This window comes from Corallococcus terminator (assembly GCF_049194865.1).
GTDB lineage: Bacteria > Myxococcota > Myxococcia > Myxococcales > Myxococcaceae > Myxococcus > Myxococcus terminator_A.
In genome coordinates this window covers 56,939-69,119 of sequence record NZ_JBLZWL010000097.1, presented here as the reverse complement: position 1 = coordinate 69,119, position 12,181 = coordinate 56,939, and the positions used below count along the sequence as shown (strand labels likewise).

Genomic DNA, 12,181 nt, shown 5'->3' with positions numbered 1-12,181 from the left:
GATGACCGACCCTCTATGGACTCCCCGCTGTCACCGCTCTCCTACCAGCCGTACCTGGACCAGCTCATCGCCTTCGGCAGCGTGGAGTCGCGGAAGGCGGACCTGCTCGAAGCCAAGGCGGAGTACTTCCGCCTGACGGGCGAGGTCTTCGAGGACGACAAGCTCTTCGAGCTGCGCATGGCGTCGTTCCTCGACTACTTCCTCTATGACCGCGTCTCGCCGAGCACGGGCAAGACGCCGGCCGTGGAGTTCTACGAGCAGCGCCTGGCGAACACCCCGCCCGAGGAGGCCAACGCCTTCCGCAGCTTCACGGAGACGGTCCACGGCCTCTTCGAGGTCCGCAAGCTGGGCAAGGGGCTGGTGCGCCTGCGCGACTTGTACTCGGGCAAGGACTTCGACGTGACGGAGCGGCGCCACATCGCCGGGCTGGAGACGGGCGACATCCTGGAGGCCCGCCTCATCCCCTTCGGTGGACATCTCCTGTTCTCCTCCGCCTTCTGCTACCACCCGCGCGCCGCGGTGAAGTCCATCAAGGCCGAGGTGAAGCGCCGCAAGAAGAAGGAGCCGGAGCGCACCTCCAACGAGCTGGTGTGGGAGTGCGCCCGCCGCGCCCTCAACATGGAGCGCTACCGTCAGCTCGCCGTCGAGAAGATCTACGACTTCGAGCAGAAGGTGCTCTGAGTGACGCCGTCCACCGCGCTCACACGCGGTGGATGCTCATCAGATTGGTGTTGCCCGGCACGTTGAGTGGCACGCCGGCCACGACGACGACGGGCGTTCCCACCTGGCAGATGCCCTCGCGCAGGCACAGCTTGCGCACCTGCCGCAGCATGGAGTCCGTGGACCTCACGCGAGGCACCTGGAGCCCCGTCACGCCCCAGTACAGCGCCATGCGGTTCACCGCGGCCTCGTTCGGCGTGAGGGCGATGATGCGCGCGTGGGGGCGGAACTCGGAGATGAGGCGCGCGGTGTGGCCGCTCTCCGTGTACGCGACGATCGTCTGGATGTTGAGCTGGGTGGCCGCCGCCACCGCCGCCGCCGCGACGCCCGTGCCCAGATCCTCCGAGCGCTCGAAGGGGGAGTGGTGCTGGTGTCGCACCACGCCGCGCTCTGTCTCCTCGACGATGCGGGCCATGGTGGACGCCGCCTCGATGGGGTAGCGCCCCGCGGCCGTCTCGCCCGACAGCATCACCGCGTCCGCGCCGTCCAGAATCGCATTGGCCACGTCGGACACCTCTGCGCGGGTGGGGCGCGGGTTGTTGACCATGCTCTCCAGCATCTCCGTGGCGACGATGACCAGGCCGCCCATCTGGTTCACCACCCGCACCATCCGCTTCTGGATGGCGGGGAGCTGCTCCAGCGGCATCTCCACGCCCAAATCGCCCCGGGCCACCATGATGCCGTCGGACGCCCGCGCAATCGCGTCGAGCTGGTCCACGGCCTGGGGCTTCTCAATCTTGGCGATGAGCGGCGTCTTGTTCTTCGCCACGTGCTTGCGGGCGCGGTGGATGTCGTCCGCCGTGCGCACGAAGGAGAGCGCCACGTAGTCCACGCCCACGTCCTGGCCGAACGCCAGGTCCACTTCGTCCTTGGGGGTGATCGTGGGCACGGACATGGGCGAGCCCGGCAGGTTCAGCCCCTTGTGGTCCTTGAGCAGGCCCCCGATCTCCACCTCGCAGAGGACGTCCTGGCCCGTGACCTTGCGCACGCGCAGCCGCACCCGGCCGTCGTCCAGGAGGATGGCCTCTCCGGGCGACACGTCCTTCGTCAGCGACTTGATGGGGGTGGGGATGATGGAGCCCTGGCCCATGACGGCGCGCGTCGTCACCGTCACGCGCTGGCCCTGCGTCACCAGGAGCTGTCCACCCTCGAACTTTCCGAGGCGAATCTTGGGGCCCTGGACATCCTGGAGGATGGCCACGGGCAGCTTCAGTCGCTTGGACGCCTTGCGGATGAGGGCCACTCGCTGACGGTGCTCGTCGTGCGTACCGTGCGAGAAGTTCAACCGCGCCACGTTCATCCCCGCGCGGATGAGGCCTTCGATGGCCTCCTGCGTGCTCGATGCGGGCCCCAGGGTGCAGATGATCTTCGCCTTGCGCATATGCGCGCGCATCCTAGGCGCCAGGGTGCGCGGCTTGACAGCCTCGCGCCTGGGAGACTAACTCTTTGCCCCAGGCGCGGTGCCGACCCCCGGGTGGGCCCCATGCCAGTGTTTTTCAGGTGCTCGCTGTTCGAGAGAGAAAGCCCGGCTTCCCTGGGAGGGGGGGCCGGGCTTTCTCGCACCTGTCGCCAAGCCTGCTCGTCCCGGACTAGAGGTCGATTTTCTTTCCGGTGCCCTGGGGCGCGCCGAGCGGCGGGTGGCCGGGCGGAAGGGCCTCCGTGTCCATTTCGATGGGCGGCTGGCCGGGCGCAGGCAGCCCAGGCGGAGGCATCACCTCCGGCTCTTCCATCAATCCGCCCGGGCCGCTGCCGCCGACGCCGGGACCGCCCTGCTGGAGCGACTCGATCTCCTCGCGGCTGATGCCGGCCAGGGTGAGGACCTTTCGGGTGACGCGGATGCGGGCATGGCTGGTGAGGGCCATGGCGATGGAGTCCGACGGGCGGGCCTCCAGCGTCATCTTCTTCGCGCCCTGCTCCAGGAAGACGCGCCCCGAGTAGACGTTGTCGCGCAGGTCGTCGATGCGGACCTCGGTCACCTTGGCGCCGAGCTGGTCGACGACGTCGTCCAGCAGGTCCTGGGCGAGCGGCTGGGGCGGCTCGCGCTCCGCCAGCCGGAAGGCGATGGAGACGGCGGAGGCCTCATCCACGAAGACGGGGAGGACCACCTGCTTGTCCTTGGTGGTGAGCACGACGGCGTGCGTCTGGGCCTCCACCAGCGGGACGACATCCTGCACCTCGAGCTCCACCAGCTCGTTGCAGGCCTTGGGGTCGCCTCCGTGCTCGGTGATGCACGGTTGCCCGGAGGCGTCCGGGAGGGTGGCCGCGACGGCCCCCGGAGCGCTGAAGGCGGGGAGCAGCAGGACCCCCCCTAGCGCCAGCAACAGCGCCGACAGGGGGGCGAAGAAGAAAGTGGCGCGGTTGGGTGTTCTCACACCCTGAAACTACGCACCCGCTACCCTGTCGGGAGGGTAGCGGTTCAGCCCGGTTGCCCTGGGCGACGGGAAACGGTCGCCCGGAGGGCAAGGGGGCGGACGTCAGGGACGCTCGTCTTCGTCGCCGTCGTCGTAGTCCTCGTCGTCCTCGACGTCCTCGTCTTCATCCTCGTCGTCGTCCTCCTCGTCGTCCTCCTCGGACTCCTCATCCTCGTCTTCGTCCTCGTCGTCGATGGTGTCGGTGACGTCCTCCGACTCCAGCGTCATGGAGACGGCGAACTTCTTGTCGAGCACGGCGATCTGCGCGCGCATCTCCGAGAGCGCGGCGACGAAGTCCTCCGAGAGATTCGCGGGCGCTTTCGCGTCGCAGTGGGGACAGACGATCTTCTCCGTCCCCTCGATGAGGTCTTGAACGTCAAGCTCGAAGCTTGCCTCGCACTTCTGGCACGTGAAGTCGATGCTCATGGTCGGGCGCGGCATACAAAGCCATCCAACCAGCTGTCAACGTCCGCGAACCGGTGGCGTGGTCGGAACGCCCCTACATCCGCTAACCTTCGTCGGATGGACCTCCCGAAGACGATGGTGCATGCCCTCCATGACCGCGCCTCGCAGCAGGAACATCGGCCGGCCCTCTGGACGCGCCGGGGACACGCTTATGTCCCTACCTCCTGGTTCGACTACGCCCAGCGGGTCAAACGCTTCGCCCTGGGCCTGAGGACGCTCGGGTACGGGGAGGGCCAGCCGCTGGGCATCATCAGCTTCAACCGCGAGGAGTGGCACGTCGCGGACCTGGCCGCCATGGCGCTGGGGGGCGTTCCGGTAGGTCTCTACACCACCAGCGCGGTGGACCAGCTCGAGTACATCCTGGGCCACTGTGAGGCCACCATCCTCGTGGTGGAGAACGAGAAGCACCTGCGCACCGGCCTGGCCCTGCGCGAGCGGCTGCCCAAGCTGCGCCACATCATCATCCTGGACGCGCCGTCCACGCCGCTGCCAGAGGGCGTCCTGCGCTACGCGGACGTCCTGGAGAAGGGCACGGGGGTGGACGACAAGCCCTACTGGGACAGCGTCAACGCCCTGAAGCCGGAAGCGCTGGGCACCCTCATCTACACCTCCGGGACGACGGGCCACCCCAAGGGGGTCATGCTCAGCCACCACAACATCGCCTGGACGTCCCGGCAGCTCATCCTGGCGGTGGACTTCAAGCACAAGCAGGACTCCGTCATCATCTCCTACCTGCCGTTGTCCCACATCGCGGAGCAGGTCATCTCCCTGCACTGCCCGCTGATGCTGGGCATCCAGGTGTACTTCGCGGACTCGGTGGAGGCGATGCCGTCGAACCTGAAGGACGTGCGGCCCACGTTCTTCTTCGGCGTCCCCCGCGTGTGGGAGAAGTTCAAGGCCAAGGCGGAGGAGGGGCTGCGCTCCCAGCCGCCCATGAAGCGCCGCATCGTCTCCTGGGCCCGGGGCGTCGCCTCGGAGCTGCATGCCCGCGCCCAGCGCCACGAGCGCATCCCCGTGCTGCTGGACGCCCAGTACAAGCTGGCTCGGCGGCTGGTGTTCGAGCCGCTCAAGGCCCGCATCGGCATGGAGCGGGTGGACTTCTTCGCCACGGCGGCGGCGCCCATCGGCCGGGACGTGCTGGAGTTCTTCGCCTCCATCGACATGTTCATCCACGAGGTGTGGGGCATGACGGAGGTGGCGGGCCCCGGCACGGTGAACACGCGCGAAGCCGCCCACCTGGGCACGGTGGGGCGTCCGCTGATCGGCGTGGAGGTGCGCATCGCCGAGGACGGGGAGATCCTCGTCAAGGGCGGCAACGTCTGCATGGGCTACTACAAGAACCCGCGGGCCACCGAGGAGCTGCTGGAGGGCGGGTGGCTGCACTCCGGGGACGTGGGCCAGCTCGACGGCGAGGGCTACCTCCACATCACCGGCCGCAAGAAGGAGATCATCGTCACCTCCGGCGGGAAGAAGACGGCGCCCGGCAACATCGAGGAGCTGATCAAATCCCTGCCCGGCGTGGGCCACGCGGTGGTGGTGGGCGAGCGGCGCAACTACCTGGTGGCCCTGCTGGCGCTGGACGTGGAGAAGTGCCGCGCCCTGGCCCAGCAGAAGGGCTGGCCGGAGGACCTCAAGACGCTCTCCCAGGACGCCCGCCTGCGCCAGCTCCTCCAGGAGGGGTTGGACCGGGACATCAACCCGAAGCTCTCCCGCTTCGAGACGATCAAGCGCTTCGTCGTCCTGGAGCAGGACCTCACCGTGGACGCGGGCGACCTGACGCCCACCCTGAAGGTCCGCCGCAAGGCCGTGGAGCAGAAGCACGCCGCGCTCATCGAGGCGATGTACGCCGAGGCCAACGGCGCGGCCCAGACGGGCTGAAGCAGGGCGGTGCGGGCGGCCCTCGGGGCTTCTGGAGCCTGGGGCTTCCGGAGCCCGCAAAGAGAAAGGGGCGGGGAACCTCGCGGTCCCTCGCCCCTTCTCATGTCAGGCCGTGAGGCGTGACGACGCGCCGATTACTTCGCGGTGCGCTTGTCCATGGAGACGTAGTCGCGGCGCTTCTGGCCCGTGTAGATCTGCCGGGGACGGGCGATCTTCTGCTCGGAGTCCAGGACCATCTCCTCCCACTGCGCGCACCAGCCCACCGTGCGGGGGATGGCGAAGAGGACGGGGAACATCTCCGCCTGGAAGCCCATCGCCTCGTAGATGAGGCCGGAGTAGAAGTCGACGTTGGGGTAGAGCTTGCGCTTGACGAAGTAGTCGTCCTGCAGCGCGATGCGCTCCAGCTCCACGGCCAGCTCCAGCAGCGGGTTCTTGCCCGTCACGTCGAAGACCTCGTCGGCCACGCGCTTGATGACCTTGGCGCGCGGGTCGTAGGACTTGTAGACGCGGTGGCCGAAGCCCATCAGCTTCTTCTCGCCCTCGCCGCTCTTCACCGACTTGATGAAGTCCGGGACCTTGGAGATGTGGCCAATCTCGCGGAGCATGCGCAGCACCGCCTCGTTGGCGCCGCCGTGCAGCGGGCCGTAGAGGGCGCCGATGCCCGCCGTGACGGCCGAGTACGGGTCCACTTCCGACGAGCCCACCGTGCGCACGGAGGTGGTGGAGCAGTTCTGCTCGTGGTCGGCGTGGAGGATGAAGAGCACGTCCAGCGCGCGCTCCAGCACGGGGTGGACCTTGTAGGTCGCGGTGCCGACGCGCTTCACCATCGCCAGGAAGTTGGCGACGTAGGACAGGTCATTGTCCGGGTAGATGTAGGGCAGCCCCATCAGGTGCCGGTAGGAGAACGCGGCGATGGTGGGCATCTTGGCGATGAGCCGGGTGATCTGGATGCGGCGGCTCTGCTCGTCCTTGGTGTACTTCGCCTCCGGGTAGAAGCTGGACAGTGCGGCCACGGTGGAGCCCAGCACGGACATGGGATGCGCGTCGTAGCGGAACCCGTCCATGAAGGACTTCACGTTCTCGTGCACGTACGTGTGGTGCGTGACGAGGTGGACGAAGTTGTCCAGTTCCTTCGGGGTCGGCAGCTCACCGTTCAGCAGGAGGTAGGCGACCTCCAGGTAGCTGGACTTCTCGGCCAGCTGCTCGATGGGGTAGCCGCGGTACTCCAGGATGCCTTTGTCGCCATCGATGAAGGTGATGGCGCTCTTACAGTTCGCGGTGTTGAGGAACGCCGGATCGTAGCCCATGAGGCCAAAGTCGTCGTCCGCGACCTTGATCTGTCGGAGGGCGTTGGTGCGAATACAGCCGTTCTCGACCGGGACCTCGTACGTCTTGCCGGTCCGATTGTCGGTGATCGTCAGCGTGTCCTTGGGCATGGGCGGAGATTTCACAGGGGGCAGATCGCTTTCAACAAAAAAGATCGATAAGTCGACGGGGGAGACACTGATGCTTCCTACGGCTGCTCGGAAATACGCGCTCCCGAGCGGGACAGCTGCCGCCAGAAGCCGGGAAAACTCTTCTCGACACACTCGGGACCGGTCAGGACGAGGGTCGCTCCAGACAGCACGCTGAGTGTCGCGGCCGTCATCGCCAGGCGGTGGTCCCCCCGGCTGTCCATCTCGAACCGGGCAGGAGGGGCCGCTGGAGGCGTCAGGTGGAGGATTTCCCCCTGAAGGTCCGCGGTGCCCCCGTAGGCCTTCACGAGGTCTCGGATACCTTCCAACCGGTCACTTTCCTTGAGTCGGAGAATTCCGACGTCCGTCAGCGTGGACGGCGCGGGGAGCACACAGGCGAGCGCCGCCAGGGTCGGCAGCAGGTCCGGGCACTCCTTGCCCGAAGCCCGCAGGCCTCCCACGGGACGGCCCGTCACCTTCAAGGTGTGGGCGGGGCCCGCTGGCGTCGTGCCCAGGCCCACCTGCTCGATGAGGCGGAGGATGGCCTGGTCCGGATGGGCGCTGGCCGAATCTGCCCGCTCCACCGTGCCGCCGGCCTTCCAGGCGACGAGCAGGAGATAACCTAATGAGGACCAATCCCCGGGGAGCGAGGGGACGCTCGGCGGGGGCGTGTAGCCGGAGAGGGTGTAGCGGGAGTCGGACTTCTGGACCTCGAAGCCGAAGCGCTCCAGCCATGTCAGCGTGAGCTCCAGGTAGCCGGCGCTCGTCAGCGTGCCTTCGATTTCGACGCTCCACGCGCGGCGCTCCCGGAGGAACAGCGCGGCGCAGCCCAGGAGCAGGCTGGAGGCGTACTGGCTGCTCTGCGAGCCGGGCACCCGGAAGACGGGCGACACCTTCGAGGTGTCCGTGGGCGCGGCCAGCTCCACGGGCCACGGGTGTCCCTCGGTGAGGGTGAGGCCCGCGGGGCCGAGCGCGTCCTTGAGCGAAGTGAAGAGCGGGCCGTGGGGACGCTCACCCAGGCGGGGCGTTCCGGTGAGGCTCACTCGCGCGCCTGGAGTCACCGCGGCCTGGGTGGCGAGGATTCGGAAGGGGGCGCCACCGTCCGCGCAGTCCACGTCGCGAACGGGCCCGGGTGGCAGTCGCAGGGCCTCCACGCCTCGACGGAGCACGCGCACGTCGGCGGGGAGGTCCTCGTCCGACTCGGCCTGGACGGAGGGCAGGGGCCAGGCGCCGGTGAGGTGGCCGAGCACCAGGGCGCGCTGCGCGTCCGACTTGGAGACGGGCGGGGTGAGCGGCGAGGCCACGAGGCCGCTCGGGTCCAGGAGGATTCGACGGGTGCTGGTGCTCACGGGCGCACCGCCTTCGTCCACGACGGCCACAGCTCGCGCCACGTGGTCGCCGCCACGTCGCGGACCTCGGTGGCGCCGATGGCCGTCAGCAGCACCATGCGCAGCTCGCCCCGCGCTCCCGCCTTCTTGTCGGCGTCGAGCAGCGTGGCGATGTCCTTGAGCGACGCGGGGCGCAGCAGGGCGGCGACTCGCTCACGACTCTGGACACCCGGGCCGTCGATGAGGGCCCGCTCGACCTCGGCGGCCACGGGCTCGGGGGTGACGCCCAGGTGGCGACCCACGTCCAGGGCCAGGAGGATGCCCAGGCCCACGGCGTCACCGTGGGACAGCTTGAAGTGGGACACGCTCTCCAGCACGTGGCCAAAGGTGTGGCCGAAGTTGAGCACCCGGCGCAGGCCCTTGTGCTCGTACGGGTCCTGCTCGCAGACGCTCTCCTTGAGGCCGCGCGCGTCCTTCACCAGCTTCTCGAGCGCCGGAGGCTTGCGCAGGTAGCGACGGAAGAGGGCGGCATCCAGGCTGATGACCATCTTCCACGCCTCGAGCGAGCCCTCGCGCACCTGCGTCGGCGACAGCGAGGCGAACAGCTCCGGGCAGATCCACGACTCCTCGGCGTAGTGGAAGACGCCGGCGGGGTTCTTCACCACGCGGCCCTTCACGGTGAGGTCCACCGCGCCCTTGCCACCCAGGCTGCTGTCGACGGCGGCGAGCAGCGTGGTGGGGACCTGCACCAACCTCACGCCGCGCTTGAGCAGGTGCGCGGCGACGGTGGACACATCGCCCACGGTGCCTCCGCCCACGGCGAGCAGCGTGCCGGAGCGCGGCAGGGACAGGCCCGCGGCGAGCACCTTCTCCAGGGCCTTGAAGCTCTTCGCGCTCTCTCCGCCCACGAGCTGGACGATGGCGCGAGGATTCTGCGCCTCCAGCGCGGGGATGATCCCCGGGTGGAGACGGGCCACGGTGCGATCCACCACCGCGAGGCTGCCTTCGGGGAGGCGTTTGGCGAGTCGGGAGAACGGACCCCAGCGGTCGTTGGGAGGACGGTAGGCGCCGGGAGGGTAGGGGCTCATAGGGTGTTGGGGCGTGCGTTCATCTGTTGGACGAGGTCTGCGATGACCAGTGACACCATGGACTCCAGCACCGGAACGGCGCGGGGCATGATGCACGGATCGTGACGGCCACCCTTCGCGTGGTCCGCCAGCGTCGCTGGGGGTTTGAAGAAAGCGCGGACCTGGAGCGGCTCACCGTTGGTGAGTCCCCCTTGGATGCCGCCGTAGACGTCCTTGACGGAGTGGAACTGGGTGCCCGGCTGGCCGATGCGCTGGAGCAAGTCCGGCGGGCCCCAGACGACACCCGTAATGGCGCCCACGCTGCCGAGCGCCTGCGCGATGAGCGCCTTGATCTTCCCGAAGATGGGCTCGCCCAGTCCCACGGGCAGGCCTTCCACGCGGATGTCGATGGAGCCGCCGAGGCTGTCCCCGGCCTCCTTCGCGGCGAGGATGCGGCGAGACATCTCCTCGCGGACGGCCTCGTCGGGGCAGCGCGTGGGGTGGGCGTCCACCATGGCGCGCGTGAGGCCCGGCGCGGGTACGGAGGCGATGAGCTCACCGACCTGCGACACGTACGCGACGGTGCGCACGGTGGGCATATCTCGCTCCAGGTACGCCTCCGCGATGGTGCCGCCGATGACGCGGCAGAGCGTCTCGCGTCCGCTGGTGCGGCCACCGCCGCGGTGGTCCCGGTGCTTGTAGCGCTCGCGCCACACGGCGTCCGCGTGGCCGGGCCGGTCCACCTGCTTGAGCTGCTCGTAGTCGCCCGAGCGCTGGTTCGTGTTGCGCACCATGGCGGCGATGGGCGTGCCGAGCGTCTTGTCCTCGAAGACGCCGGAGAGGATCTCCACCCGGTCTGGCTCGTTGCGAGGCGTGACAAGGGCGGACTGGCCAGGGCGGCGCCTGTCCAACGCGGCCTGGAGGCGCTCTTGCGTGAGGGGCACGCCCGCGGGACAGCCATCCACCACCGCGCCGAGCGCGGGGCCGTGGCTCTCACCAAAGGTCGTCAAGCGGAAGAGGACTCCGAAGGTGTTCATGTCGCGGTCTCCCAAAGCTGTCGCTGCCGCCGGGCCTGCGCGACGAACCACGCCGCACCCAGCAGGACCGGGGTGCCGCCGCGCCGCGTAATCTCCGCCGCGATGCGTCGGCCGGGCGCACCGTATGCGATCACCGCGACGCGTGCTCGCTCGAATCGCAGGGAATCCGGCGGCTCCACATGGACTGGCCAGGTCCAGACGCCCGCCCCGGTGAGGGGGGCCTGGATGTCGGCCCGGCGAAGGATGCGCAGGGCGTCACCGCGCTCGGCCGCCACGGTGCGCAGCGCGGAGGTGGCGCCCCCGTCACCGAGGACGAAGACGTCCTTGGCGCCCAGGCGCTCCAGCACCTTCCGGGCGCCCTCGGTGTCCGTGTTGAAGGACTCCCACCGGTTGCCCCGGCGGACCAGGGTGTTGATGGCGTCCAGCGATGAGCCGGTGTGCCGGGCCAGGGGCATCTTGAACGGGCTGGTGACAGCGAAGCCCGCGTAGTGGGGCAAGAGCGAGTCCAGGAGCGCCTCGACGGGGCCGCCCTCGGGGATGTCGATGCGATCGAACGGCTGGCGGTGGATGCGCGGCGAGCGCGAGTGGGCAATGGACATCCCGAAGATGCCCAGCCGCAGAGGGGCTGGCAGCGTGGTGCGGTCCGAGCCGCGCCACTCGCGGACGACGTCGTCGAGGAGTCGCTGGCCCGGAGCGGCGGCCCACGAGCCGCCTGCCGCCACGTAATCGAGAAGGTTGTTCCGGGCGAGCACGGCCCGAGCCGGCAGCGCCACCGCGCCCATGCCGAGCACCGTGACACGCGTCACGCCGAACCGCTCCGCCAGCCGACGCTGGGTTTCGAGCAGGGTGCCGACATGGTCCGGATGGGCCATGGGCTCCACGTGTTTCACCAGCGCGTCGGGAGGCACATCGCGCTCCCACAGGCGCAGCGCCTCGTCGGTGGTGAGCTGTCGGTCCGCATGGTGCGACGCGAGCAGCTTTCCGGAGGGCGCGTCGAGCGAACCCTGGTGCCCGGTGGCGTCCATCAAGTCCCGGTCCACGCGCCACGCGGCGGAGATCCAGGCGGCGGGCAGCGGCTTGCCACGCTCGGAGACGAGCAGCGGAAGGACGGCCGCGAGCGCCGCCGGGTCCACGGCCTCCGGGGTGTGCAGGTCCGTGCGAATCTCCAGCACGTCGGCGCCGCGACGCTGGCACTCCCGGGCGAAGTGCACGGCGTCAGCGCCGAGCAGGGTGGGAGGCAGCGTCACGACACGCCGGGCGGGTGTCACGGGGACTCCTCGAGGTGGAGGCAGCCCCGGAGGAAGTCCACCAGGGCGATGGTGGGAACGCGGGCGTGCAGGACCTCGCGCTCATGGAAGACGGAGGAGAGCTCCTCTTCCAGGGAGACCTCCGGACGCAACCGGGGGCGGGTCCGGTCCGTGAGCAGTCGCTCCCGGTAGGTCTCGAACGTCACCGGGATGAGCAGGGTGAACATCCCCGCCAGCGCGTCCGGGTGGTGCGAGAGGAAGCCGCCACCCACCGCGACGAGGGCACCGGAGGGAAGCTCCAGGAGCGCTCGGCGCTCAGCGGCGCGAAACTCCGCGGGAGCCTCCGCCACCCACTTGCGCAGCGGGCGTCCATGGGTCTGCTCCAGGTGGGTGTCCAGGTCCAGGCCGCGCCGCTCCAGCAGCCCGCCGACGCGGGGCAGCAGCGTGGACTTGCCCGCGCTGCGGTGGCCACACAGAACCACCGTCTGGCCCGCGTCCGGGCGGGGTATGGGCCCCGGACGCGCGAGGGCTTCTCTCAGGGTCGGCGCGAGCCGGGGATCCACTGAGTTGAGGA

The 12,181-nt window shown here is 69.2% G+C and carries 11 protein-coding genes; 2 read left to right on the top strand and 9 right to left on the bottom strand.

Annotated features, from left to right (window positions below; genetic code table 11):
• Window positions 1-15: 15 nt before the first annotated feature.
• The gene (locus tag ACN469_RS29895) at window positions 16-681 is read left to right on the top strand and encodes a DUF7986 domain-containing protein (RefSeq protein ID WP_498773311.1); all 666 of its coding nucleotides are present in this window, start codon (window positions 16-18) and stop codon (window positions 679-681) included.
• Between the two features lie 19 nt (window positions 682-700).
• Here the strand turns inward: ACN469_RS29895 and pyk are convergent, their stop codons facing one another.
• The 3 genes from pyk to ACN469_RS29880 all read right to left on the bottom strand — a co-directional run bounded on the left by pyk (window position 701) and on the right by ACN469_RS29880 (window position 3,572).
• Complete coding sequence (pyk, locus tag ACN469_RS29890) at window positions 701-2,101, bottom strand: pyruvate kinase (protein WP_498773309.1); 1,401 nt, start codon at window positions 2,099-2,101, stop codon at window positions 701-703.
• Window positions 2,102-2,309: 208 nt separating this feature from the next.
• Window positions 2,310-3,092 carry a bifunctional nuclease family protein gene (locus ACN469_RS29885; protein WP_498773307.1) on the bottom strand — a complete coding sequence of 261 codons (783 nt, stop codon included), beginning with the start codon at window positions 3,090-3,092 and terminating at the stop codon, window positions 2,310-2,312.
• 102 nt (window positions 3,093-3,194) lie between these two features.
• Window positions 3,195-3,572 carry a hypothetical protein gene (locus ACN469_RS29880; RefSeq protein WP_498773305.1) on the bottom strand — a complete coding sequence of 126 codons (378 nt, stop codon included), beginning with the start codon at window positions 3,570-3,572 and terminating at the stop codon, window positions 3,195-3,197.
• Window positions 3,573-3,671: 99 nt separating this feature from the next.
• Between ACN469_RS29880 and ACN469_RS29875 the strand changes: the two genes are divergently transcribed.
• Window positions 3,672-5,474: an AMP-dependent synthetase/ligase gene (locus ACN469_RS29875; RefSeq protein WP_498773303.1), complete on the top strand. Its 1,803-nt coding sequence runs from the start codon at window positions 3,672-3,674 to the stop codon at window positions 5,472-5,474.
• A 134-nt stretch (window positions 5,475-5,608) separates the two neighbouring features.
• On the opposite strand, the gene ACN469_RS29870 is transcribed toward ACN469_RS29875, so the two are convergent.
• From ACN469_RS29870 to ACN469_RS29845, 6 genes are all read right to left on the bottom strand, one after another.
• Window positions 5,609-6,910: a citrate synthase gene (locus ACN469_RS29870; protein WP_498773301.1), complete on the bottom strand. Its 1,302-nt coding sequence runs from the start codon at window positions 6,908-6,910 to the stop codon at window positions 5,609-5,611.
• A gap of 77 nt (window positions 6,911-6,987) precedes the next feature.
• Entirely contained in the window at window positions 6,988-8,277 is a 1,290-nt protein-coding gene (locus tag ACN469_RS29865) for a 3-phosphoshikimate 1-carboxyvinyltransferase (protein ID WP_498773299.1), read from the bottom strand.
• Complete coding sequence (locus ACN469_RS29860; RefSeq protein WP_498773297.1) at window positions 8,274-9,344, bottom strand: 3-dehydroquinate synthase; 1,071 nt, start codon at window positions 9,342-9,344, stop codon at window positions 8,274-8,276. The genes ACN469_RS29865 and ACN469_RS29860 overlap by 4 nt, the downstream gene beginning before the upstream one ends.
• Window positions 9,341-10,360 carry a chorismate synthase gene (gene aroC / locus ACN469_RS29855; RefSeq protein WP_498773295.1) on the bottom strand — a complete coding sequence of 340 codons (1,020 nt, stop codon included), beginning with the start codon at window positions 10,358-10,360 and terminating at the stop codon, window positions 9,341-9,343. The genes ACN469_RS29860 and aroC overlap by 4 nt, the downstream gene beginning before the upstream one ends.
• Window positions 10,357-11,628: a shikimate dehydrogenase gene (locus tag ACN469_RS29850; protein ID WP_498773293.1), complete on the bottom strand. Its 1,272-nt coding sequence runs from the start codon at window positions 11,626-11,628 to the stop codon at window positions 10,357-10,359. The genes aroC and ACN469_RS29850 overlap by 4 nt, the downstream gene beginning before the upstream one ends.
• Complete coding sequence (locus tag ACN469_RS29845) at window positions 11,625-12,089, bottom strand: shikimate kinase (protein WP_498773291.1); 465 nt, start codon at window positions 12,087-12,089, stop codon at window positions 11,625-11,627. The genes ACN469_RS29850 and ACN469_RS29845 overlap by 4 nt, the downstream gene beginning before the upstream one ends.
• Between the last annotated feature and the right edge of the window lie 92 nt (window positions 12,090-12,181).

Excerpts from the sequence above, each read along its gene's own strand:
- ACN469_RS29895 (WP_498773311.1), top strand. The coding sequence starts at position 16 with ATGGACTCCCCGCTGTCACCGCTCTCCTACCAGCCGTACCTGGACCAG.
- pyk (WP_498773309.1), bottom strand. The coding sequence starts at position 2,101 with ATGCGCAAGGCGAAGATCATCTGCACCCTGGGGCCCGCATCGAGCACG.
- ACN469_RS29880 (WP_498773305.1), bottom strand. The coding sequence starts at position 3,572 with ATGCCGCGCCCGACCATGAGCATCGACTTCACGTGCCAGAAGTGCGAG.
- ACN469_RS29875 (WP_498773303.1), top strand. The coding sequence starts at position 3,672 with ATGGTGCATGCCCTCCATGACCGCGCCTCGCAGCAGGAACATCGGCCG.
- ACN469_RS29870 (WP_498773301.1), bottom strand. The coding sequence starts at position 6,910 with ATGCCCAAGGACACGCTGACGATCACCGACAATCGGACCGGCAAGACG.
- ACN469_RS29860 (WP_498773297.1), bottom strand. The coding sequence starts at position 9,344 with ATGAGCCCCTACCCTCCCGGCGCCTACCGTCCTCCCAACGACCGCTGG.
- aroC (WP_498773295.1), bottom strand. The coding sequence starts at position 10,360 with ATGAACACCTTCGGAGTCCTCTTCCGCTTGACGACCTTTGGTGAGAGC.